The 23,583-nt window shown below is 71.2% G+C and carries 20 protein-coding genes; 11 read left to right on the plus strand and 9 right to left on the minus strand.

The annotated features are described in order from the left end of the window. Positions 1-34: 34 nt before the first annotated feature. Positions 35-631 carry a hypothetical protein gene (locus tag KCQ71_RS15580; RefSeq protein WP_223407503.1) on the minus strand — a complete coding sequence of 199 codons (597 nt, stop codon included), beginning with the start codon at positions 629-631 and terminating at the stop codon, positions 35-37. 165 nt (positions 632-796) lie between these two features. Here KCQ71_RS15580 and KCQ71_RS15585 point away from each other — a divergent pair, with 165 nt between their 5' ends. The 3 genes from KCQ71_RS15585 (at position 797) to KCQ71_RS15595 (ending at position 5,440) form a co-directional block, all read left to right on the plus strand. After that, positions 797-1,768: a GlxA family transcriptional regulator gene (locus tag KCQ71_RS15585; RefSeq protein WP_223407505.1), complete on the plus strand. Its 972-nt coding sequence runs from the start codon at positions 797-799 to the stop codon at positions 1,766-1,768. A gap of 160 nt (positions 1,769-1,928) precedes the next feature. Beyond that, positions 1,929-2,279 (plus strand): hypothetical protein, encoded by a 351-nt coding sequence (locus KCQ71_RS15590; protein WP_223407507.1) that lies wholly within the window; start codon positions 1,929-1,931, stop codon positions 2,277-2,279. Between the two features lie 2 nt (positions 2,280-2,281). Then, positions 2,282-5,440 carry an ATP-binding protein gene (locus KCQ71_RS15595; RefSeq protein ID WP_223407509.1) on the plus strand — a complete coding sequence of 1,053 codons (3,159 nt, stop codon included), beginning with the start codon at positions 2,282-2,284 and terminating at the stop codon, positions 5,438-5,440. A 16-nt stretch (positions 5,441-5,456) separates the two neighbouring features. Here the strand turns inward: KCQ71_RS15595 and KCQ71_RS15600 are convergent, their stop codons facing one another. Together KCQ71_RS15600 and KCQ71_RS15605 are read right to left on the minus strand one after the other, a co-directional pair. After that, on the minus strand, positions 5,457-6,290 hold the full coding sequence (locus KCQ71_RS15600) for an ABC transporter permease (RefSeq protein ID WP_223407511.1): 834 nt from the start codon (positions 6,288-6,290) through the stop codon (positions 5,457-5,459). Then, the gene (locus KCQ71_RS15605) at positions 6,287-7,303 is read right to left on the minus strand and encodes an ATP-binding cassette domain-containing protein (protein WP_223407513.1); all 1,017 of its coding nucleotides are present in this window, start codon (positions 7,301-7,303) and stop codon (positions 6,287-6,289) included. The genes KCQ71_RS15600 and KCQ71_RS15605 overlap by 4 nt, the downstream gene beginning before the upstream one ends. Before the next feature lie 255 nt (positions 7,304-7,558). Here KCQ71_RS15605 and fdhA point away from each other — a divergent pair, with 255 nt between their 5' ends. After that, positions 7,559-8,776: a formaldehyde dehydrogenase, glutathione-independent gene (gene fdhA / locus KCQ71_RS15610; RefSeq protein WP_223407515.1), complete on the plus strand. Its 1,218-nt coding sequence runs from the start codon at positions 7,559-7,561 to the stop codon at positions 8,774-8,776. Positions 8,777-8,836: 60 nt separating this feature from the next. Here the strand turns inward: fdhA and KCQ71_RS15615 are convergent, their stop codons facing one another. The 3 genes from KCQ71_RS15615 to KCQ71_RS15625 are packed head-to-tail and all read right to left on the minus strand — an operon-like array spanning position 8,837 to position 12,079. After that, positions 8,837-10,000 carry an ABC transporter permease gene (locus KCQ71_RS15615; protein ID WP_223407517.1) on the minus strand — a complete coding sequence of 388 codons (1,164 nt, stop codon included), beginning with the start codon at positions 9,998-10,000 and terminating at the stop codon, positions 8,837-8,839. Beyond that, positions 9,997-11,145, minus strand: coding sequence for an ABC transporter permease (locus tag KCQ71_RS15620; RefSeq protein WP_249423076.1), 1,149 nt, complete (start codon positions 11,143-11,145; stop codon positions 9,997-9,999). The genes KCQ71_RS15615 and KCQ71_RS15620 overlap by 4 nt, the downstream gene beginning before the upstream one ends. Positions 11,146-11,167: 22 nt before the next feature. After that, positions 11,168-12,079: an ABC transporter ATP-binding protein gene (locus KCQ71_RS15625; protein WP_223407521.1), complete on the minus strand. Its 912-nt coding sequence runs from the start codon at positions 12,077-12,079 to the stop codon at positions 11,168-11,170. Positions 12,080-12,282: 203 nt separating this feature from the next. Here KCQ71_RS15625 and KCQ71_RS15630 point away from each other — a divergent pair, with 203 nt between their 5' ends. Further along, on the plus strand, positions 12,283-12,975 hold the full coding sequence (locus tag KCQ71_RS15630) for an NUDIX hydrolase (RefSeq protein WP_223407523.1): 693 nt from the start codon (positions 12,283-12,285) through the stop codon (positions 12,973-12,975). Between the two features lie 45 nt (positions 12,976-13,020). Here KCQ71_RS15630 and KCQ71_RS15635 read toward each other — a convergent pair whose 3' ends face one another. The 3 genes from KCQ71_RS15635 to KCQ71_RS15645 form a co-directional block, all read right to left on the minus strand. Further along, a complete protein-coding gene (locus tag KCQ71_RS15635) occupies positions 13,021-16,632 on the minus strand; it encodes a bifunctional proline dehydrogenase/L-glutamate gamma-semialdehyde dehydrogenase (protein WP_372454044.1) in 3,612 nt (1,203 codons plus the stop codon). A gap of 56 nt (positions 16,633-16,688) precedes the next feature. Beyond that, a complete protein-coding gene (locus KCQ71_RS15640; protein WP_223407525.1) occupies positions 16,689-17,666 on the minus strand; it encodes an NAD-dependent epimerase/dehydratase family protein in 978 nt (325 codons plus the stop codon). 85 nt (positions 17,667-17,751) lie between these two features. Further along, entirely contained in the window at positions 17,752-18,768 is a 1,017-nt protein-coding gene (locus tag KCQ71_RS15645) for an NAD-dependent epimerase/dehydratase family protein (RefSeq protein ID WP_223407527.1), read from the minus strand. Positions 18,769-18,802: 34 nt separating this feature from the next. On the opposite strand from KCQ71_RS15645, the gene KCQ71_RS15650 reads away from it, so the two are divergent. The 6 genes from KCQ71_RS15650 (at position 18,803) to KCQ71_RS15675 (ending at position 23,571) form a co-directional block, all read left to right on the plus strand. Then, complete coding sequence (locus KCQ71_RS15650; RefSeq protein WP_223407529.1) at positions 18,803-19,957, plus strand: hypothetical protein; 1,155 nt, start codon at positions 18,803-18,805, stop codon at positions 19,955-19,957. Between the two features lie 42 nt (positions 19,958-19,999). Beyond that, the gene (locus tag KCQ71_RS15655; protein ID WP_223407531.1) at positions 20,000-20,554 is read left to right on the plus strand and encodes a maltokinase N-terminal cap-like domain-containing protein; all 555 of its coding nucleotides are present in this window, start codon (positions 20,000-20,002) and stop codon (positions 20,552-20,554) included. A 52-nt stretch (positions 20,555-20,606) separates the two neighbouring features. After that, positions 20,607-21,032, plus strand: coding sequence for an OsmC family protein (locus KCQ71_RS15660; protein ID WP_223407533.1), 426 nt, complete (start codon positions 20,607-20,609; stop codon positions 21,030-21,032). 56 nt (positions 21,033-21,088) lie between these two features. Beyond that, positions 21,089-21,862: a hypothetical protein gene (locus tag KCQ71_RS15665; protein ID WP_223407536.1), complete on the plus strand. Its 774-nt coding sequence runs from the start codon at positions 21,089-21,091 to the stop codon at positions 21,860-21,862. 58 nt (positions 21,863-21,920) lie between these two features. Then, entirely contained in the window at positions 21,921-22,712 is a 792-nt protein-coding gene (locus tag KCQ71_RS15670) for a nucleotidyltransferase domain-containing protein (protein ID WP_223407538.1), read from the plus strand. Between the two features lie 61 nt (positions 22,713-22,773). Further along, positions 22,774-23,571: a thymidylate synthase gene (locus tag KCQ71_RS15675; RefSeq protein ID WP_223407539.1), complete on the plus strand. Its 798-nt coding sequence runs from the start codon at positions 22,774-22,776 to the stop codon at positions 23,569-23,571. The last annotated feature ends 12 nt before the right edge of the window (positions 23,572-23,583 follow it).

The following is a 23,583-nucleotide window of genomic DNA, read 5'->3' on the forward strand; positions in this document are numbered from 1 at the left end:
CCGAGGCCCCCGTCGGGACGCCACCCCCTGCGCGTCAACCGGCGATCGCCAGCGCCACGCAGATGGCACCGACCGTGAGGTCGAGGCCGATGCAGAAGATCGCCAGCGAGCCAAAGACCACCTCGTCACTGCGGTAGTGCTTGACGTCCCAGAACGCGTGGGCGGCCAGCGTCACGCCCGCGATCGCCAGTCCGAGCTGCACGCTCAGCTGGAGCGCGACGATCGCCATCCCGAAGTATCCGAGCAGGGCGGCGGCCTGGACCGCGGTGACCTGGCCGGCCCCCAGGAGCACCCCGACCCCGAGCAGGACGACCGCGGCGAGTACGAACAGGGTCCACCAGGGCAGGACCCCGAGCAGCCCTGCGAAGGCGAGGCCGCTGAACACCGGCACGCCGAGCCAGGCGACCCATCGGGTCCGCGTGGCCGCGGCGGCCAGGTAGCACAGGGCTGCAACCCCGACGGCGGTGGCGGGCGTGAGCGTGGTGGTCCCGTTGATGATCGACTCGCCGTGCATCGCCGCCAGCCCGTAGGTCATGCCCAGTCCGCTGACGACTCCGAGCACGACCCAGGCGGTGATGGCACCCCCGGAGCGGGTCCGGTGTTCGGTCTCGATCCTGCGTGTGGTGGTCATGGTCGCTCCCTCGTCGTGATCACCGCGCCGCCCGGGCTCGGGCTGGCCGGCCGACACGACGATGCCAACCTGGATCGTCATCTGGCGGGGTGTGGCCGTAATTCTTGGATACGTGTCCCACGAGACATCTGCCGGTCTCGCGAACATCTGTCTACGCTTGCGGTCATGGCCACCATGAGCGTCGTCGTCGTGGGATTCGAAGGTGCCGAACTCGTCGACATCTCGAGCGTCACGTCCGCACTGGCACTGGCCAACCGCCTCGGCGCCAGCCCGAGCTACCGCATCGAGCTCGCAACCATCGACGGGCGCGACATCATCTGTGACTCGGGCCTGCGGCTCGGAGCGCAGCGAGCCCTGGCGGAGGTATCGGGGGCCGACACGGTGATCGTCTCCGGTGGCCGCGGCCACGTGGAGGCCAGTCGCAACCCGGACCTGACCCAACATGTGCGGCGCCTGGCAGCGCGGGCGCGCCGGATCGCCTCGGTCTGCACCGGCACCTCCGTGCTCGCAGCGGCGGGTCTGCTGGACGGTCGGCGCGCCACCACGCACTGGTTCTACGCGGCGGACATCGCCGAACGCTTCCCCAGGGTCCGTCTTGACCCCGGGCCGATCTACGTCAGGGACGGCAAGGTCGCCACCTCCGGAGGGGTGACCGCATCATTGGACCTGACCCTGGCGTTCATCGAGGAGGACCACGGTGCAGAGTTCGCCCGCTGGGTCGCGATGGGCATGGTCACCTACCTCCAGCGCCCGGCGAACCAGGCTCAGATGAGTATCTTCACCGCGGCGCCGCGCACCGACCATGCCCTCGTCAAGCGCGTCCTCGACCACGCCACGGCGCATCCGGACGGGGACCTGCGCACGTCCGCACTCGCCGATCTCGTCGGAGTCAGCACCCGACAACTGACCCGGGTGTTCCAGGACCGACTCAGTCTCCCACCGGCGAGCGCCGTACGCCGGATCCGCCTCGAACTGGCCGCCCGCCTGGTGTCCACGACCGAGCTCTCGATGTCCCAGGTCGCGCGGCGATGCGGCTTCGGCTCCGCCGAGAGTCTGCGTCAGGCCTTCGTCAGCCGGTACGGCACCAGTCCCCGGAACATGCGCAGCACGCACACCCGTTCCCTGGCCGTGCCGTAGCCCCGATCGTCACCGCGCAGCGCCGGCGGCACGGGGTCACGATGGTCGGTGCACGATTCCGCCACGCTGGTCGCGACCCGAACGCTCGGGCCTCTCGTTTCGTGCTCATCGCGTGACCGGGCTGCCTCGGCCATCCGAGGGCGAGGACTAGCATCGATGCATGAGTTCGTCTCGACAGCGTGGGCGCTCCGCCGGCCTCGGTCGTATCCCCTCGGTCGTGTGGCTGGCGGTCGCACTGGTGTCCGTCGTCGCCATGATGGCGTCCATCGGGGAATCGTCGGCGCCGCTCCTGTCCACCCCAGCCATCTTCGCGGCGACGTTCCTGGTGGCGGCGTTCGGCTACGCCCGCAGTACCGCGAAACGCGCACCGAGAGAAGCCGCAGCGGATGACGCCCGTGACTCGCCGGGCGAGGACACCGGCACGGTTCACCCGGGCCCGCCCGAGTCCACCGGCGCCGAGTCCACCGGCGAGAGGTCCGGCCGGGACACGTCCCCGGACCCCAGCCGCTGACCGTGCCGACGCGGCTCGCCCTGATCGGAGACGTCACCTGGTGCGGCACCGCCGTGACCGGGCGCTCTGCCGAACTGCTGGCACTGCTCGCCGCGGCGCCGGGCGCACAGAGCAGTGACTCGGCGCTGGTGGCCGGCCTCTGGGGTGAGGCCCCGCCCACGAACCCCGCGAAGGCACTGCAGGTGGTGGTGGCCCGCGCGAGGGTTGCGACGGTGCCCGAGGCGATCGCCCGTACGGCGGGGGGCTACCGCCTCGACCTGCCCCGCATCGACGTGGACGTACTCCACCTCGCCGACCTGGTGGCACAGTCGCGCAGCGCACTCACCAACGGCGATCTGACGCGAGCCGTGGCCTGCGCACGCGAAGCCACCCAGCTCGGCGCTGCCCCAGGGGGTGTCGGATCCGAGCCGGACAGCCCACGTCGCGGCGCCGCCGTGCCGATGCCCGCCCTGCGAGCTGCTGCCGGCAGGCTCGCCGCGCAGGCACGGGAGCTGCTCGGGGTCGGGTTGAGCCGAACCGGCGCGCACGCCGACGCCGTGGAACTGCTGACGGAGGCCGCGGCCACCCATCCTCACGACGAGGAGGTCCTCGAGGCCCTGCTCCGATCCGAGGCAGCCACGCTCGGCCACGGGGCGGCACTGGAGCGTTTCGCCCGCTACCGCGGCCGCCTCATCGACTCCCTCGGCACGGAGCCGGGCCCGGCGCTGCAGCGACTGCACTCCGAGCTTCTCGCGGCCGACCGTCCGGTCCGGGAGGGGCTGCGTTTCGAGGCGACCGACCTGCTCGGCCGCGACGACGACCTGCGGCGCCTGCGCACCCTGATCGGCGAGTCCAGGGTCACGTCGATCGTGGGTGCCGGTGGACTGGGCAAGACCCGGATCGCACACGTCCTCGGCCGGGAGGCGACCCAACCCGCCGTGCACTTCGTGGAACTGGTGGGGGTGGGCGCACCCGAGGACGTGATCGGCGAGGTCGGCTCGGCCCTCGGCGTTCGGGACTCGGTGAGCGGGCGACGCACCCTGACCCCGGGCCAGCGTTCGGACGTCCGGGCCCGGATCGCCCAGCAGCTCGACGCGGCACCGACGTTGCTCATCCTGGACAACTGCGAGCACGTGGTCGACGCGGTCGCGGACCTGGTCGCGTTCCTCGTGGTGAACGCTCGTGAACTGCGGGTGGTGACGACCAGCCGCGCGCCCCTGAACATCGCCGCCGAACGGGTGTACGCGCTGGACCAGCTCGCGATCCCGGATGCCGAGGACCTGTTCCGACGCCGCGCGGTGGCGGCGCGGCCGAGGGTCACCCTCGACGGCGAGGTGGTCCGGGAGATCGTGGAGCGGTTGGACGGCCTGCCGCTGGCGATCGAACTGGCCGCCGCGAAGGTGCGGGTGATGTCGGTCGCCGACGTCAGCGCTCGCTTGACGAACCGGTTCGAACTGCTCCGCGGCGGCGACCGGAGCGCCCCGGACCGGCACCAGACCCTGCTCGCGGTCATCGACTGGTCCTGGAACCTGCTCACCGAGGAGCAGCGGCGCGCGCTGCGCCGGCTCTCGGTGTTCCAGGACGGTTTCACGCTCGCCGCGGCCGAGTTCGTGCTCGGACCGGACGCCGTCGACGCCGTGAGCGGACTCGTGGACCAGTCGCTGCTCACGGTCCAGGACTTCGAGCACTCGGTGCGGTACCGGATGCTGGAGACCGTTCGTGAGTTCGGCCGGATGCAACTCACGGGAGCCGGCGAGCACCGGAGCGCCACCCGGGCACAGCGCGACTGGGCGGTGGACCTGGCCGAGCACGCACACCGCTCGCTGTTCAGCACACGGCAGGTGGAGGCCGTCGCCGCGATCGGCGCGGAGGAGGGCAACCTGGCCGAGGTGCTGCGGCAGGCGGTGACCGAGCCGGATCCGCCGTCGGTACTGGTGCTGATGTCCGTGCTGTGCGGCTACTGGCAGATCCGCGGCGACCATACCCGGGTGATCGCACTCGTCGGCGCGGTCCACGAGGCGATGGCCGGCTACGTGGTGCCGCCCGAGCTTCTCGATCACGCCCGTGAGACCTACGCGGCCATGGTGGTGCACCTGCTGTTCTTCGGCGGCTCGGGACGCGATGCCGCACGCGCGGCGCTGGCGGAGATCGGGTCGGACTCGGCCGATCCCCGGATCGCCGCGCAGTCCCGGATCGCCCTGATGTCAGCGATGTCCGACGAACAGGGTGAGGGGCTGCAGGAATTGCTGCGGCTCGGCGACGGACCGGATCGGCATCTGGCCGGGCTGGCTCTCATGTGGGCAGGTCACGGCCTCGAGAACAACGGCCAGGTCGCCGCCGCGATCGAGGTGTCGGAACGTGCCCTGCGGCTGTGTCGACCGGAGGACGGCATCGCGTGGGCCACCGCGCTGCGCACCCAGCTCGCGTCCATGTACCTGCAGATCGGCCGGGTCGACGAGGCCGAGGAACACGCCCGGGCCGCCGTCGGCCCCTTGCGCGAGCTCGGCGCGGTCGACGACGAGATCGCGGTGCACGCCCACCTCGCCATGTGCGCCCTGCAGCGCGGCCACGTCGATCGGGCCGAGGAGCTGATGAACGCGACCCTGGAACTGGCCGGCACCACTCGACTGGTGTTCGGGATCTCAGCCGTGCTCGGCACCGGCCAGGCGGACATCGCCCTGGCCCGGGGTGACGTGCCGACGGCGCTGGCGCTGTATCGACGTGCCTTGCAGGGGATGCGGGGGGTGCGGTTCCCGGGACTGGACGGGCTCGTCGGCTACGAGCCATGGTCACTGTTCGGCGAGTCCGTCGCCGTGGTGGCCCACGCCCTGCACAGCGACGACGGCTTGGACCTCTACCGGGTGCTGCGGGACAAGGCACTCCCGCTGCTGCGTGGGGAGGCCGGGTACCTGGACTACCCGGTGACCGGGACGGTGCTGTTCGCACTCGGCCTCTTCGCCGCGAGGCGCGGACTCGGTAGCCCCGAGCACAGCGCCCGGCTGCTGCTGCTGGGGCACGGCTTCTCCTACAGCCGCAGCACCCCGCTGATGACCTGGGAGAGCGCGGAGACGGTGCTGGCAGAACTGCCCGCGGACCTGGTGGACCGGGTGCGGGCCGACTACGCCGAACGGACCGGGCCACAGCTGCGCGAGGACGCGACCGCCGTCGTCGCGCAGCTGTGACCGTGATCGGCCGGCCTCACATCTTGCGCTGGTAGCTGCGCACCGAGAGCGGGGCGAAGATCGCCACCACCACCGCGCAACCCAGCAGCGCCCAGCCCACCTCCGCGCTCACCGTCGCGGTATTGGCCAGGTCCCGCACGGCGGAGACCACGTGCGAGACCGGGTTCACCCGGACGAACGCGGCCAGCCAGTCCGGCAGTGTCTCCACCGGGACGAACGCGTTCGACAGGAACGTCAGCGGGAACATGATCATCATGGAGATGCCCTGCACACTCTGCGCGGACCGGGCGACCGTGCCCACCCAGGTGAACGCCCAGGCCAGGGACCAGCCGGCGATCACCACGAGCAGGCCACCGGCGAGCACTCCGAGGACACCACCACCGGGCCGGTAGCCCATCAGGATGCCCATGCCGAACGTGATCGTGGCCGCGATCGTGTACCGGAGCAGATCGGCCACCATCGGTCCGGCGAGGGGCGCGATACGGGCGATCGGCAGCGACTTGAACCGGTCGAAGACCCCCTTGTCCATGTCCTCGCGCAACTGCACGCCGGTGGCCATCGAGGTGGTCAGCGCGGTCTGGGCGAGGATGCCCGGGATCATCAGCGGCAGGTAGCTGGCCACGTCCCCGGAGATCGCGCCGCCGAAGATGAACGCGAACATGGCGGTGAACAGGATCGGTTGGAGGGTGACGTCGAAGAACTGCTCCGGGTTGCGCCGCATCTTCTTGGTGGCACGCCAGGCCATGGTCAGGGTCTGGCTGATGGTGCCCCGCAGGGACACGTGCGGGCTGGTCGCGGCCACCCGGTCCGGGAGGACGCGGGGGGCGGTGGGCGCTGTGGTGGTGGTCATCGGGGATCCTTCGCGGTGGTGGGGTCGGCTGAGGCGCCATGGCCGGTGAGGGCGAGGAACACCTCGTCCAGGCTGGGCTTGCTCACGTTCACCGAGGCGACCGAGACGCCTCGGGTGCGCAACGCGATGAGTACGTCACCGGCCTGGTCGGCGGACTCGAGGGCCACGTTCAGCTGGCCGTTCAGGCGGTTGAGCACCGGCGCGACGGCAAGCTGCCGGTGGATCTGTTCGGCCGCCGTCGTGAGTTCGGCAGGGTCGGTGAGCTGGACCTGCAGGGTGGAGTTGCCCACGGAGGTCTTCAGCTCGTCCGGCGTGCCCTCGGCAACCTTGCGGCCCTCGTCAATGACCGCGATGCGGTCCGCCAGCTGGTCCGCCTCGTCCAGGTACTGGGTGGTCAACAGCACCGTGCAGCCGTCGGCGACGAGGCTGCGGATGGTCTGGTACATCTGGCCGCGGGTACGCGGGTCGAGGCCGGTGGTCGGTTCGTCGAGGAAGATCAGCGGTGGGCGGGTGATCAGGCTGGCGGCCAGGTCGAGGCGGCGGCGCATCCCTCCGGAGAACTCCGAGATCGGCCGCTTCGCGGCGTCCTCGAGTCCGAACTCGGCGAGCAGGTCCGCAGCCACGGTGCGCGCCCGGGCTCGACCGACGCCCTGCAGCCGACCGAACAGGACCAGGTTCTCAGTGGCTGTGAGGTTCTCGTCCACCGAGGCGTACTGGCCGGTGACGCCGAGCAGCTGGCGGACCACGTGCGGCTGCCGTGCCACGTCGACGCCGAAGACCTCCGCCTGCCCGCCGTCGATCGAGAGGAGCGTGGCCAGCATCCGCAACGTGGTGGTCTTTCCGGCACCGTTCGGCCCGAGAACGCCGAAGATCTCTCCGGTACGGACCTCCAGGTCGACGTTGTCGACGGCGCGGAGCTCGCCGAAGTCCTTGATGAGACCTTCCGTCCGGACGGCCATCTCGTGGGTGCCGCCGGTGTGCGGCTGCGCTGACAGGAGTGTGTTCGTGGTCATGGGTCCATGCTCGGACGCCCCGGTTTCACGATGCCCTCGCACCGGTTTCACGCAGGTTCGGTCGAGCCGGATCCGCCCGCGCTTGCCGAAACCGTCACGGTACCTAGACTCGGGAGCGTGCCCACGCTGCCGAGCAGCCGGGTCACCCGACATCCCTGTCCTGCTCGGCTTGCAGCCCGCGAGCCTCGGCCGCGTGTCACGCGGTAGTGCCCCGCCGGATCGGTGGGGTTCACGATGAGGTGAAGGGATTCAGACATGGGTGGCAACAAGGCCGTGGCGTACAAGGGACCGGGCGTGGTCGAGGTGATCGACATCGACTACCCCACGTTCGAGCTGAAGGACGGACCGGGTGTCAATCCCGCGAACGTGGGGCGGAAGGTGCCGCACGGCGCCATCCTCAAGACGGTCGCGACGAACATCTGCGGTTCGGACCAGCACATGGTGCGCGGCCGGACCACCGCACCGGCCGACCTGGTCCTCGGCCACGAGATCACCGGCGAGGTGGTGGAGGTGGGTCCCGGTGTGGAGTTCATCGCCGTGGGCGACCTGGTCTCCGTGCCGTTCAACATCTCCTGCGGGCGCTGCCGCAACTGCAAGGAGCGCAAGACCGGGATCTGTCTGAACGTGAATCCGGATCGGCCGGGCAGCGCCTACGGGTACGTGGACATGGGTGGCTGGGTGGGCGGCCAGGCCGAGTACGTGCTGGTGCCCTACGCGGACTGGAACCTGCTGAAGTTCCCGGACAAGGACCAGGCGATGGAGAAGATCCTGGACCTGGCCATGCTCTCCGACATCTTTCCCACCGGGTTCCACGGCGCCGTGACCGCCGGCGTCGGCGTGGGTTCGACGGTGTACGTGGCTGGTGCGGGCCCGGTGGGCCTGGCCGCGGCGACCTCGGCGTTGCTGCTCGGGGCGTCCGCCGTGATCGTCGCCGACATGAACGCCGACCGGCTGGCGCAGGCGAAGTCGTTCGGCTGCGAGACGGTGGACCTGACCAAGGGTGGCCCGGTGGAACAGATCGAGCAGATCCTCGGGGTTCCGGAGGTGGACTGCGGGATCGACGCGGTCGGGTTCGAGGCGAAGGGACACGGTGAGGGTGCGAGCGAAGCACCCGCGACGGTCCTGAACGACCTGATGGATCTCACGGCGGCCGGCGGCGCGCTGGGCATCCCGGGCCTGTACGTGACCGGCGACCCGGGAGGGATCGACGAGGCCGCCAAGAAGGGTGCCCTCTCGCTCAGCCTCGGCACCGGGTGGGCCAAGTCGCTGTCCTTCACCACCGGTCAGTGCCCGGTGATGAAGTACAACCGGGAACTGATGATGGCCATCCTGCACGACCGCGTGCACATCGCCGGCAACGTGAACGCGACCGCGATCACGCTCGCGGACGCACCACGGGGATACGCCGAGTTCGACAAGGGCGCCGCACAGAAGTATGTGCTGAACCCGAACGGCTACCTCGACGCCGCGTAGGTCCCGGGCGCCGCTCGACGGCCCCCGTGCGGGGGCCGTCGGGCGGTCCGGTTTCGGCGGTCAGATGGCGCGGGCCAGGCTGCGCCGCAGCAGCACGGAGCCGAGCGCCAGCAGCACCACGGCGAAGGCGAGCAGCACCGCGAGATCGCCGGCGATATCGGCGAAGGTACCCCCGCGCCGGGTCACCTCGGCGAAAGCCTGGTAGGCCCAGGCATGCGGGGTGAAGTGGGCGACCGTCTGCAGCGAGTCCGGGAACAGTTCGAGCGGGAGCATGCACCCGCCGAGCGCGGCCAGCACCAGACCAAGACCGACACCGAGCCCGGAGGCGGCACTGTCGTTGTCCAGCGCCGACCCCACGACCATCGCCGCACCGGCGGCCACAGCCGCGAACATCGCGAGGATCAGTGTGGCAAGCGCGAGGTTGCCCCACTCGACGCCGAAGAGCAGGGCGGTGCCGAGCATGATGTACAGCCCCTGGACCATCGCGATCACCCAGCGGCCCAGCGCCTCACCACCGATCACCTGCACGGTGGCGACCGGCGCCGCGAGGGTCCGGGCCACCACCCGGTACTTGCGGGCCTGGATCATGGTGGCCGACCCGGCGAGGGTGTTCAGGAACACGAACAGCAGGACCTGCGCGGAGGCACCTACCGTGAAGCCGGAGGCCCCCGCGAAGGCCTCGGAGATGCTGGAGGTGTTCGTCACCGTCACGGTCGGCGCCACCACCTGCGCCGCGGCGGTCTCGAGTGCCTCGTCGACGGCTGCCGGGTCCGCGCCCGCGCCGACGAGCGCGGCCTCCTGCCGTAGACGCAGCTGCAGCGCATTCAGGGCCCGATCGACCTGTTGCCGGGCGGTGATGGCGCCGCCGCTCGAGCTCGACGTCACCACGACGGTCAGGTCCTCGTCGGCGTCGAACGCGGCCGCCGCCTCGTCGGTGAGCTCCAGACCCAGATCCACCCGGCCGCGGGCGATCTGCTCGCTGGCGGCGTCCGCGCCGGCGTAGCTGACCGTGACCGCCGCCTCCTCGAGCTCGGCCACCAGGGCGGCGCGAAGTGAGGAGTCTGCGCCGCTGATCACCACCCGGCCCGAGGACGACGCGGCCCCGAACTGGGAGCCGATCAGCACCACGAGGATCAGCGGGAACACGAACACGAAGAACAGGTTCGAGCGGTCCCGCAGGAACCGTCGCAGCTCCACCCCGGCGATGGCACCGACGACCCTCATCGGGACACCCCCCGGTCGGGGATCAGCCGGGCCACCACGAGCATCACCACGGCGAAGCCGAGCATGATCGCGATCGGCGCAGCGAGGTCGGCGAGCCCGCCGCCGCTCGAGGTGATGCCGAGCCCGCGGGTGAACGCGGCGATCGGGTTGAGATCGAGAACCCTGGCGAGCGAGCCCGAGGCTGTCACCGGGAAGAACGCGCCGCCGGCGATGCCGAGCACCATGGCCAGGATGGACTGGATGATGCCGGCCTGCTCGGCCGTCCGGGCAACCCGCACCACGATGAAGGTCAGTGAGGTGATCGCGGTGACCACGGACAGGATCAGCAGCCCGACGAGGGCCGGCGGTCCGAACGAGACGTCGAAGAACAGCCCGCCGAGGGTCAGCAGGACGGACGTCGCCACGACGCCGAGGACGAACGCGGTCAGCGCCTTGGCGAGCACGATCAGACCCGGGCGCATCGGCATCGACTGGAGCCGGGCCAGCGTGCCTTCCTGCCGTTCGGAGATCAGTCCGAGCACCCCGAAGCCGACCGTGAAGGTGAGGAAGAGGCCCGCCTGCCCGGCGACGAGCGCGGCCCCTTGCCCCAACTGTTCATCGGACGTCTCGCCCTCCGTGGACTCGACCGTCGGCCCGGCGGTGGCCGCCTCGACCGCGACGCGCCCGAGCTCCTCGGGGTCGAGACCGAGCCCACCGCCTGCGGTTGCCGCGACCGTGCCGGCTGCGTAGGCGTCGAGGACCGACTGGCTGACGACGATCACCACGCCGGTCTCGAGGCCGGAGGTGTCCCCCTCGACGAACTCGAGGTCGCCACCGGTGCCGGCGAGCACGTCCTCGCCGAAACCCTCCGGAACGATCATGGCCAGGTTGGCCTCGCCGTCGGCCACCGCGGTCCGTGCCACTTCCGCCGGCACCTGCTCGACGGTCACGTCCACGACGCCGGTCCCGGTGATCGCATCGAGCAGGGTCTGCGCGACCTCGTCGTCGGCCGGCGCGGACACCGCGACCGTCACCGGCTCGAGCTCGATCTCGTCGGTCCCACCGAAGACCAGGTTGAACACGAACATCAGGGCGAGCGGCACGATCAGCGAGAAGATGATCACCGACTTGTCGCGGAGGCGCTGGCGCAGGTCGGATGAGGTCATCACCCACAGTTGTCGCATCGGATCAGTCCCGCAACGCTCTGCCGGTGAGGTGCAGGAAGACCTGCTCGAGGTTCGGGCGGGTGATCTCCACGTCCGCCAACGTCACACCCGCCGCGATCGCTCGGGTGACGAGCTCGGCGACGGCGGTCGGTGCCTCGCGGACGGCGAGCGAGAGTCCCGTGCGGTCCACGTCGACCTGTTCGACGGCGGCCAGGTCACCCAGGGCGTCGGCGGCCGCGGCGAGGTCACCGGAACCGTCCAGGCGGACCCGGTCCAGCCCGCCGATGAGCCGGATCAGCTCGTCCCGGGTGCCCTCGGCCTGCAGCTGCCCGGAGTCGACGATTCCGATGCGGTCGCAGAGCCGCTCCGCCTCCTCCATGTAGTGGGTCGTGTACAGCACCGCCATGCCCTCTCCTGACAACGCCTCCACCGACTCCAGGATGGCGTTGCGCGACTGCGGGTCGACGCCGACGGTCGGCTCGTCGAGGATGAGCAGGGTGGGCCGGTGCAGGAGTCCGATCCCGATGTTCAGGCGGCGCTTCATGCCGCCGGAGTACTCCTTGGCCGGATCACCTGCACGGTCGGTCAGCCCCACGAGATCGAGGACCTCGTCGACACGGGTGGTCAGTTCCTTGCCGCGCAGGCCCTGCAGCCGACCGAAGAAGTTCAGGTTCTGCCGGCCCTTGAGCTCGGGGTAGATGGCCAGGTCCTGGGGCACGAGCCCGATGTGCCGCTTCACGGCGACCCGGGACGGGCCCATCTGCTCACCGAGCACCCGGACCGCTCCGGAGTCGGCTGCGAGCAGCCCGGCGATCATGGAGATCGTGGTGGTCTTGCCGGCGCCGTTCGGGCCGAGCAGACCGTACGTCTCGCCGGGTGCGATCTCGAAGGAGATCCCGTCGACGGCGGTGAGTTCGCCGTATCGTCGGACCACCTCCTCGACCTCGAGAACACGCCGACTCGTCGTGCTTCCGCGCTCATGCGCCACAGGCGTCCCCAGCCGTCGATCGTCCCCGTCCGCGGCCATGGTGACATACCCGGGCGACGACGGGCGAGAGCATTCGCCCAGCCACCCGTGCGAGGGTCCGCGCCGGCACTGCGCACCGGCGCACGGACCTGGCCCGTAGGCTGGCTGACGTGCAGCCACGTCGCGACGAACTCTCCGAGCTCGCGGCCTGGGCCGCGTCCGGCCGGTTCGAACCGCTGGGCGGAGCCCACGCCTACTCCGAGGAGACCTCGAGGGGGTTCCGGCGCTCCGGGGTGCTGCTGCTGTTCACGCCGACCGCGCGGGCCGGCTCGGATCCGGGCCTGGACCTGTTCCTGGTGCAGCGGTCCCCGTTGCTGCGCCATCACCCGGGTCAGATCGCCCTGCCCGGCGGGCGGCTCGAGCCCGGCGAGGACGCCGTCGCCGCGGCCGTGCGCGAGACGCACGAGGAGACCGGCATCACCCCCGATCAGGTGGAGGTCGCCGGTCCGTTACCCCCGGTGCTGGTGCCGCTCAGCGAGTTCGTGGTCACCCCGGTGCTCGCCTGGTCGGAGACGGCCCATGCACGGGACGAGGTCGCGCCCGGGGAGGTCCTGCACACGCTTCGGGTCCCGGTGGCCGAACTGCTCGACCCGGCCGCGCGGGCCACGGTGCACATGGGCGGCTTCGGCAGCCGCGGGTTCCGCCGCCCGACCGGCTGGGTGTGGGGCTTCACCGGGAACCTGCTCGACCATGTCTTCGACCAGCTCGGTTGGACGGTGCCGTGGGACCCCGGCAACGTCTACCGGATGGGGTGGGACGAGGCCCGCGGCGCCGACCTGCTCACGAAGCCGGGCGAGCCGTGACCGGAGCGGGGCACCGCGAACCGGCGCCGGGCACCGGCTGGGATCTCAGCCAGCCGGCGCTGCGGCGGCCGCTCCAGGGGATTCCGGTTCCCGCGGCGCAGGCGGCAGGTGCCCGAACCGGTGCCGAGTGCTGCTGATCGCCTGCTCGCGGAGCACGCCGAGCATCTCCCTGCGCCCGGATGCGAGTACCTCTCCGGTGAGCAGGGTGACGTCGGCGTCGGGCGCCGCGGTGGCCGCCCAGAGGTCGTCGGCCCGGCCGATCACCCGCACCCGCCCGCGCACGTCCCCCGCGGCGATCCGGTCGGCGAACTCCTGAGCCGTCTCGGTGCGCCAGCCCATGTATCCGATGGCACGGGCCGCGTCGCTGAAGCCTGCGGCGGACTCGTTCGCCGCGACGGCGACATCCGCGGCGAGGCTCACACTCACCGGTACGCCGGCGCACTCGGCCGCGAGCGCGACCCGGGCGACCTCGATCGGCAGGGTGCGCGCCTGGGCACGGATGGTCAGGTGCGGGATCGGGCGGTACCGGAACACGTTCGACTCGCTGCGCAGCGCCGACGGGTCGGCCTCGACGCGGAACACGTCGTCGCGGGCGGCGGCGTCCGAACTCATCGACACCTCCAGCCACTCCCTCTCACCGGGATCTGTGGTGAGCGCGGCCAGCGTCTGCGCCAGCGCGCGCACCCGGGTCCCGGGGACCCCGGCGCCGGCGGGCCGGTGCTCCTGGATCCAGGTGCCGAGCTGGGCCACGTAGTTCGGTCCGCCCGCCTTCGCCCCCGGTCCGACGGCGGATCGCTTCCAGCCGCCGAAGGACTGACGACGCACGATCGCCCCGGTGGTGTGCCGGTTGACGTACCCGTTGCCGACCTCGATCCGATCGCTCCAGCGGGCGATCTCATCCGCGTCGAGGCTGTGCAGCCCGCCTGTGAGCCCGAAGGGCACCGCGTTCGCGATGTCGATCGCATCGTCCAGGGTGGCGGCGGTCATGACGCCGAGGACGGGGCCGAAGTACTCGGTGAGATGGAACGGGGACCCGGGCCAGACGCCCTCCTTGACACCGGGCGACCAGAGCCGACCGGAGGGGTCGAGCCGACGCGGCTCCACCATCCAGGTCTCCCCCGGCTCCAGCCGGGTGAGGGCGTCGAGCAGCTTGCCGCCTGCGGGCTCGATGATCGGCCCCATGGTGGTGCCGAGGTCCTCCGGCCAGCCGACCCGCACCGAGGCGACGGCGTCGATCAGGTGCCGCCGGAAGCGTTCCGAACCGGCCACCGAGCCGACCAGGATGAGCAGCGAGGCCGCCGAGCACTTCTGGCCGGCGTGCCCGAACGCACTGCGAAGGACATCCGCGACGGCGAGGTCGTAGTCGGCGCTCGGCGTCACGATCAGCGCGTTCTTGCCGCTGGTCTCGGCGAGCACCCCGGGACCGCCGGGATGGTCGGCCCGCCACTGGGTGAACATCCGGGCCGTCTCCCAGGCACCGGTCAGGATGACCGTCTCGACCTGCGGGTGCGCGACCAGGTGTCGGCCGACCTCATCCTCGGCGACCCGCACCACGCTCAGCACGTCGCGGTCGTGCCCGTGCTCGGCCAGGGCTCCGTGGATCGCCTCCACCACCACTTCCGTGCACCCGGGCACGGCGGGGGCCGGCTTGATGATCACGGGTGAACCGGCCGCGAGCGCGGCCAGCACCCCGCCGGCCGGGATCGCGACCGGGAAGTTCCAGGGTGGGGTGACGAGCACCAGTCCGGTCGGGGTGAAGGCGAGCCCTTCGGCCTCGGACAGCCGCTCGAGGTCGAGGGCGGAGTCCGCGTAGTACCGGGCGAAGTCGACCGCTTCGGAGACCTCCGGATCGGCCTCGCCGACGGTCTTGCCGCCCTCGTGGGCCATCTGCGTGACCAGGTCGGCGCGGCGCGCCTCGATGGCGTCGGCGGCGGTGCGCAGCACCGCAGCCCGTTCCACAGCCGGCAGAGCCGCCCAGGTGGCGCCGGCGCGCCTGGCCCGAGTGACGACGTCGTCCACCATGGCCACCGTGGTCAGCTCGGGTGAGGTGAGCGCCCGAGCCGGGCCCTCGAGGGCCGTCACCGCCCAGTCCCGGGTACTCGAGACCGCCGGGTCGGAGTCCACCGAGTTCGCGAAGTCTGCACCCGCCGGCGTCCGCTCCCGGGTCCGGCGGGGTCGGTCGGAGACCGTCCTGCGGGCCTCGACGCTCGCCCGGAACCGCGCCTCCTGATCGGCCATCACGGCGCGTGCGTCATGACCGTGGCCGGTCCCGCCGGCGAACAGGGCGTGCAGGAAGTTCTCCGGGGCGGCGTTCTCCTCCAGCCGGCGCACCAGGTAGGACACGGCCACGTCGAAGTCCGCCGGCGCCACCACCGGCGTGTACAGGATCAGCGGACCGCCGGCGCGCAGGTCCGCCGCGACCGCACGGGCCTGCGCAGGCGCCATGCCCTGGAGCATCTCGACGTCGAGCATCCCGGCGACACCGCGGCCGGTCGCGAGCAGGTGCGCGAGGGCGACGTCGAACAGGTTGTGCGAGGCGACGCCGATCCGCAACGCGCCGAGGGACTCCCCGCGCAGCGCCTCGTCGAGGGCCCGCACGTAGTTGGCGTCCACCTCCGCCTTCGTGCCGAACGGCGCCTGCGTCCAGCCGTGCAGCTCGGCCTCCACTCGCTCCATCGCCAGGTTGGCGCCCTTGACGAGCCGCACCTTGATCGGCGCCCCACCGAGTTCCCGGCGGCGGCGAGCGAACGCGATCAGCCGGCGCAGCGCGCCCGCCGAATCCGGCAGGTAGGCCTGGAGCACGATCCCGGCCTCGAGTCCGAGGAACTCCGGCTCGAGGCAGATCGCCTCGAACACCTCGACGGTGAGGTCGAGGTCGCGGTACTCCTCCATGTCCAGGTTCACGAACGCCACCGGCGTCTTCGCCGCGGCGGACCGGTACAGCGGCCGGAGGCGTTCGAGCACCCGCTTGGTGGTGCCCGCGGTGTCCCAGGTGCTGATCTGGGACACCAGCGAGGAGACCTTGATCGAGACGTAGTCGACATCGGGGCGTTCCAGCAGTGCCCGGGTCCGCTCCGCGCGGCGCAGTGCCTCCATCTCGCCGTGCACGTGCTCGCCGAGCAGGTTGACGTTCAGGCGATAGCCCTCCGCCCGGGCCTTGGCGAGGTGGGCGCCGAGGGCCGGGTCCTGGGCGTCCACCACCAGGTGCCCGACGAGCTGGCGCAGCCGCTGCCGGGCCAGGGGAACCACCACGCCGGGTGCCACACCGGCCACCGCGGACCCGAGCCCGAGCAGGCCACGGTCCGCCTTCGACAGGAACCCACCGGCGGCGTCGGCGCGGATCCGGCCCAGTTCGTCCGCGGCGACCCTCAGGTCCTCCGGACGTGCCACACGGTCCACGAACCGGACCGCCAGGTCGAGCCCGGCCGGGTCGGCGACGAGCGCCGCCAGTCGCGCCGTGGCCCGTCGCTCGGCACCGCTCTCCCCCGCGTGGGTCGCGCTCGCCCAGCGGTGCGCGAGCGCCACCGCGTCCTCGACGACGTCGTCGACCGTGGGCATCCGGCCCGGCCCGGGCACGGTCGGCATCGAACCCGCGGTGGTCCGTACCGGATCCGTTCGGTGGGTCGGTTCCTGGGGGTGGTCGGTCGGGACGGTCATGCTCCCATCTTGCGTGCTCTGCGCCCGAGACGTCATTTCGGGCACGGGGTGTCGCATCAGTGCCGGGCGACGATCTCGTCGAACATCGCCTCGAGTTTCGGGTCACCGACGGGTCCGAAGCCCTGTTCCAGGTGCCAGGCCACGGACTCGGCGAATCCCTGTTCCACGGTAGTGCTCGGGGCGAATTCCGGCACGAAGGCGCGGATCTTGCTGTTGTCCAGGACGAACGAGTTGGCCTTGTCACCGAGCATCCCGGCGCCGAAGTCGGCGTCCACGGCGGCCATCTCGGTCGCCGGCACGTGCAGCAGGTTCGCCTCGACGTCGAGAGTCTCGGACAGGATCGTGAAGATCTCGTTCCAGGTGGGCGCGAAGTCCGAGGTGATGTGGAACGCCTCACCGACGGCGTCGGCGCGCCCGAGCAGGCCGACGAACCCGACGGCGAAGTCCCGCGCGTGCGTGAGTGTCCACTGCGTGGTGCCGTCGCCGACGACGGCGACCGGCGCACCGCGGAGCATCCGGGCGGCGTCCGTCCAGCCGCCGGACGTCGGTACCCGGGTCCGGTCGTAGGTGGCCGAGGGCCGCACCACGGTCACCGGGAAGCCGCGGTCGGCGTGCGCGGCGAGGAGCAGTTCCTCGCTCTCGGCCTTGTCCCGGGAGTACTGCCAGTACGGGTTCTCCAGCGGCGTCTCCTCGGTGACCGGCAGTACGGCGGGTGGCGTCTGGTACGCGGAGGCGGAACTGATGTAGACGAACTGGCCGGTCCGGCCGGTGAAGAACTCGACGTCCGCGGCCGCGTGCTCCGGCGTGAACGAACGGAACTGGGCCACCGCGTCGAACTCGCGGCCGGCCAGGGCCTCGCCGAGCGCGGCCGCGTCGTGTGCGTCCGCGTGCAGCACCTCGACGCCGTCGGGCAGGGTCCGGGTGTGCGTGGTCCCGCGGTTCAGCACTGTCACGGCCATCCCCCGGGACAGGGCAAGGTCCACGCAGGACGCGCTGATCTGGCCGTTCCCACCGATGAACAACACACTCGTCACGATGTCTCTCCTCGGGCGTGGCCCCGGTGGGCCGGGGCGGGTCTGGCACAGGATCGGCCCAGGCGCGGTGCCGACAGGTACGAACCTACCGGCGTGCGGCGAGCCAGGCGTCCTCGGCCGCGTAATCGAACAGGTCGGCGCCACCTGCCGCGAACTCGGCGAACGCCTCGCGCCAGTCCCGCTCGGTGGCCGCGCGTTCGATCCAGTCCAGATACGGCCCCAGTGAGGCCGCGTAGTCGGTGACCGGCCGGTAGCCGAGGTCCGCGGCTGCGCGGGACATGTCGAAGACGAAGGGCACGGGCACCCCCCACGGGCTCAGTCCCACGTTCCCCTCCGGCTCGCCGGGCATCGGGTGCACCGTGACATCGCGGCTCCGGGCCGCGTAGACCGCCGTCACGATCTCGGTGGTGGTCGGGGCCTGCGGATCCACCGCGTTGAGCACTCGCCGCCCTGGCCTGGCCGCGGCGAGGCGGATCAGCTCGGCGATGTTCTCGACGGCGCTGGTGTGGAACTGCGAGCGCCCCTCGTGGGCGAGCACCACGTCCGTGCGGCCGTCCAGGACCCTTTTGAGCGCGAACCACTCGCGCGGGTTCTGCGCGAGGCGGCCATGGATCGCGCCGGGCCGCAGCACGGTGGCCGGAATGTCGGCGGCGAGCCACGCCTGCTCGAGTTCCACCTTGCCCGACGCGTACCCGCCCAGGCCGGGCTCCGCCGTCGGGCCGTCCTCGCCCCGCCCGACGTCCAGGTGCGGGAACTCCGGCCCGCCCAGGTATCGGCCGTCACCATCGGCGCAGACGGCCGCGGAGGAGATCACGACGGCGGAGCCCAGGTCCGCGCGATGGCGCAGCACCTGCTCGGCGTGGCCCGAGTTGAAGGCGACGCAGTCCACGAGCAGGTCGACGCCGTCGCCGACCGCGGCGGCGAGCACCGTTTCGTCGTCGCGGTCGCCGCGCACCTCGCGTACGCCGCGTTCGACGAGGTCCGGCTCGAGCGGGCGGCTGCCGCGATGCAGGACCCGGACCTGCCACCCGTCGGCGGCGAGCGCGAGGGACGCGGGGACGCCGATCTGTCCGTTGCCGCCGATGATCAGCGCGGTGCTCATCACCCCACCGTAGGGTCGCCAGTAGCCTGCCTGCATGACATCCGGCACAACATCCGAGCGGTCGCCGGCGCGGCCCGAGGAGGCCGCCGCGCAGATCGCGGCCTGCGAACGCACGTTCCGCAGGTACGGACTGCCGTTGCTCGTGCACGGGCACACCTCGCGACGGGACGTGTACGGACGCGCTGCCCCGTTCCTGGTCGTGGTGATGCTGCTCGAGGTGTTCGCCGCGGTGCGCCTGGACTGGGCCTGGTGGGTCAACCTGGCCGTCCTGGTCGGCGCGATCGGACTGCTGTTCGCCGGCTACGCCGGACTGAACGTGCTCCGGGGGCGGCCCTGGGGCACGCTCCCCCAGGACGTCGGCACGGCCGAGCTGGTGTTCTTCGTGCTGGCGCCCGCGGTGCTGCCCGTGGTCTTCGGCGGGCAGTGGGTCACCGGGATCTCCGTGGCGGTCGGCAACGTGGTGCTGCTGGCGATCGTGCGCGGCGTGGTCGGCTACGGGTTGGCGGCCACCCTCTGGTGGGGTATGTCCCGGGTCGGCAAGGAGCTCGGGGACTCGCTGCTGCGGCTGATCCGGTTCCTGCCGTTGCTGCTGATCTTCTCGATCGCACTCTTCTACACCACCGAGGTGTGGCAGGTCTTCGACCACACCCCGGGTGCCTCGGACCTGATCCTCGGGGCGTTCTTCGTGGCGCTGATCGTGCTCATCCTGCGGATCCGGCTGTCCCGGGAGACGGCGGAGATCCTCGACCGGGCCGAGCGGGAGGTCCCGGAGGCCGCAGCCCTGCCGGCGCTGACCCGTCCGCAGCGGGCCAATGTCGCGGCCATGGTCGGCGCCAACCAGCTGCTCCAGGTGATCGTGGTGAGCGTCGGCGTCGGGGTGTTCTTCCTGGCCCTCGGTGTGCTCACGATCACGCCCGGCCTGATGGCCGAGTGGGCGATCGACGGCGGCAGCTGGCGCGAGGAGGTGGACCTGTTCGGGGACACGCTGGTGCTCAGCCAGACCCTGATCCGGGTGTCGGTGGCCATGGCCACGTTCACGGGGCTGTACTACGCCATCTCGGTGCTCACCGACGCGGTGTACCGGGTCGACTTCATCGACGACATGGCCGTGAAGATGGCCGACATCGCCGCCCACCGGGTGCGCTACCTGCGCCTGCTCGCCGCGCGCGACGCGGCCACCTCCGGCTGACCACCCGGCCCGGTCGCCGGTACGTCGGTAGGCTCGACCACCATGGCGATCATCCACCGCGCGACCCTCACCCCGACCAAGATGGAACTGCTCGCGACCTGGCTCGCCACGCCGGCCTCCGGTGGGCTCGAAGGCCCCGGCGAACTGCGCCAGGTCGGCAGCTACCGCTTCGACGACCCGGACGGCGAGGTCGGCATCGAGGCGCTCCTGGTCACCCGGGACGGTCCGGTCCGCCAGGCCGTGCTGACCTATCGAGCCGCACCGCTGGAGGGCGCCGGCGCGCACCTGATCGCCACCACGGAGCACTCGGTCCTCGGCCGGCGCTGGGTGTACGACGGCCAGGGCGATCCCGTGGCCATGGCTGCCTACGGACGCGCACTCGCCGGGCTCCAGCACCAGGCACCCCTCGAGGTCTGGGAGGGCGACACCTTCGTCGAGACCCGGGAGCCGACGGTGCGCCTGACCGTGTGGGATCCCGCCGCGTCACCCGACGGGCTCTCCGTGCGCCTCGCCCGTGAGCCGGGCGCGGTCGAGACCGGGTCGCCGGCACTCCTGGCGACCTGGGACGGCGGCAGCGGCGTGGTCGCCACCGCCTGAAACTCGGCACGCGAGCACTCGCGTGCTCGGGCTCACATGGCACGATCGGAGCATGGAAGCCACCCCCGCCGCGGCCCTGTGGGCCGACCGCACCGGCAAGCGGACCTACACCGGCCACAACGCGCGCGGCGCCGAGGTCCGCATCGGACCGGACGACGCCGAGGGCGTTTTCTCCCCGGGGGAGCTGATGAAGCTCTCGCTCGCGGCCTGCAACCTGATGAGCGCCGACTGGCCGCTGTCGCGGCGTCTGGGTCGTGACTTCCGCGCCTCGGTCGGGGTGGAGACCGAGAAGGTCGAGGACGAGAACCGGTACGGCTCCGGCCGGGTCGAGATCGTGCTCGACCTGTCCGGTCTCGACGAGCAGGGCCGCGCCGACCTGGAGGAGGTCGTGCGCCGCGCCGTGGAGCGCGGTTGCACCGTGGGGCGCACACTGGATGCCGGGATGCCCCACACACTGAGCATCACCGACGCCCGCTAGGGCGGCCGCGACACCCGAGCACACCGCACCGAGCACAGGCACCACGAGGAGGACCCATGGGACGCAGGGCCAAGGACGACCAGAACGGCGAGCAGGGCTCCGGAACCCTGGAGCGCCTGATCGACACGGCTGTCACGGTGCCCGCGGGACGCGTGCACGCCTACGTCGACGGCCTGCGGCGCAAGAACCCGACCGCCTCCCCGGAGGAGATCATCGCCCTCCTCGAGAAGCGGTACCTGCTCGCCGTCAGCGGCTCCGGGGCGGCGGTCGGTGCGGCCGCCGCGTTCCCGGTGATCGGCACCACCGCGGCGGTGGCCCTCACCGCGGGACAGGTCGGCGTGTTCCTGGCCGCCTCGAGCGCACTGTCCCTGGCGGTGGCGGACGTGCACGGGATCGCCGTCGGCGACGTCCACCGGCGGCGGGCGCTGCTGATGAGCTCCCTGCTCGGCGAGCAGGGCCCGCAACTGTTCGAGCAGCAGCTGGGGCTGAGCTCGGTCACGTGGGCGAAGGTGCTGCTCACCCGGCTCCCGGTGGCGACCGTGAAGAGCGTCAACAAGGCCCTGCGCGGTCGGGTCGTGAAGGTGGCCGCGGCCAAGGGCGGGTCGATCATGCTCGGGCGGCTGCTGCCGTTCGGTGTCGGCGCAGTGGTCGGGTTCGCCGGCGGCCGGCTGATGGGCAAGACGATGATCGGTGGCACCAAAGAGGCGTTCGGCCCGGCCCCGGCCTTCTTCACACGGGAGGTGGAGGGCACCGCCGTGACGGTCGAGCCCGATGACCTGTTCAAGGAGCCGCTGCCGAAGGGCAGCGAGACCACGGCGGACGGCTCCTGAGGCGGGCGGGTCGATAACAGGGTGCACGCGGCTCTGGTGGTCGGGCAGGGTGGTCGTCATGTCGGAGGTCAAGAACGTCGAGTACGGCGACTCGGCGATCGCGCTCCCGAATGAGATCCTGCGGTCGGTGGTCGGCAGTGGTGTGCACGGAATCGCGATCGCCGGCACCGACGATCACGACGAGATGGGTGTCTATATCGAGCCGCCCTCGCACGCGCTCGGCGTCGGGAAGTACCGCGATGACTATGTCTGGCGGACGCAACCCGAAGGTGTGCGTAGTGGTCATGGCGACACCGATCTGATCCTGTACTCGCTACGCAAGTACCTCCGGTTGGGGATCAGGGGCAACCCGACTGTGATGCTGCCGCTGTTCGCGCCCGAGGAGTCCCTGGTCGTGCTGACGCCGCTCGGAACGGAGTTGCGATCGATGCGGTCGTCCTTCCTGTCGCAGCAGGCCGTCGAGCGATTCCTCGGCTACATGCAGTCGCAACACGAGCGGATGCTGGGTGCGTCGAAGCGAAAAGTACCCAATCGGCCGGAACTGATCGAGAAGTACGGCTGGGACGTGAAGTACGGCAGCCACGCGCTACGACTCGCCTATCAAGGGTTCGAGATCGCATCGACGGGAACGCTGAGTTTGCCCCTGCCCGAACGGGAGCGCGAACGTGTCCTGTCCGTGAAGCGCGGTGAGGTACCTCGCACCGAGGTCTCCCTCGAGGTCGCCGGCCTGGAGGCCCAGGTCCGTACCTTGCTGGACGACGACGCGTCGCCGCTCCCTGCAGTCGCGGACTTCGACAGGATCAACGACTGGGCGATCGATGCCCAGCGCCGCCACTGGGGATGGCGCTGACCTACAACCGTCGGCGCGGCACGCATGGAGAGTCCGCTGCGGGCAGACCTACACTGGCTCCATGCCGGACACCCAGTACGAGGATCTGCTCGCCCACGTCCTGGCCACCGGGGCCACCAAGGGCGACCGCACCGGTACCGGCACCCTTTCGGTGTTCGGGCATCAGCTGCGCTACGACCTCGCCCGCGGCTTCCCGCTGGTCACCACCAAGCGCGTGCACCTGAAGTCGATCGTGCACGAGCTGATCTGGTTCCTTCGCGGTGACTCCAACGTCGCCTACCTGCGTGAGAACGGGGTGCGGATCTGGGACGAGTGGGCCGATGACGACGGCGAGCTCGGCCCGGTCTACGGCGTCCAGTGGCGCTCGTGGCCGACGCCCGACGGCGGCCACATCGACCAGATCGACCAGGTGCTCACCCAGCTGCGGGAGACCCCGGACAGCAGGCGCATCATCGTGTCCGCGTGGAACGTCGCCGAACTCGACCGGATGGCCCTCGCCCCGTGTCACGCGTTCTTCCAGTTCTACGTGGCCGACGGTCGTCTCTCCTGCCAGTTGTACCAGCGCAGCGCCGACCTGTTCCTCGGGGTGCCGTTCAACATCGCCTCGTACGCCCTGCTCACCCACATGGTCGCTCAGCAGGTCGGCCTCGAGGTGGGCGACTTCATCTGGACCGGCGGCGACTGCCACATCTACAGCAACCACGTCGACCAGGTCCGCGAGCAGCTCACCCGGGATCCGTACGAGTTCCCGACGCTGCGCCTGGACGCAGCGCCGAGCCTGTTCGACTACACCTACGAGGACGTCGAGGTCGTCGGCTACTCCCACCACCCGACGATCAAGGCTCCGATCGCGGTCTGAGCCGGAGCGAGG

The sequence above is a fragment of the Occultella gossypii genome (assembly GCF_019947135.1).
GTDB lineage: Bacteria > Actinomycetota > Actinomycetes > Actinomycetales > Beutenbergiaceae > Occultella > Occultella gossypii.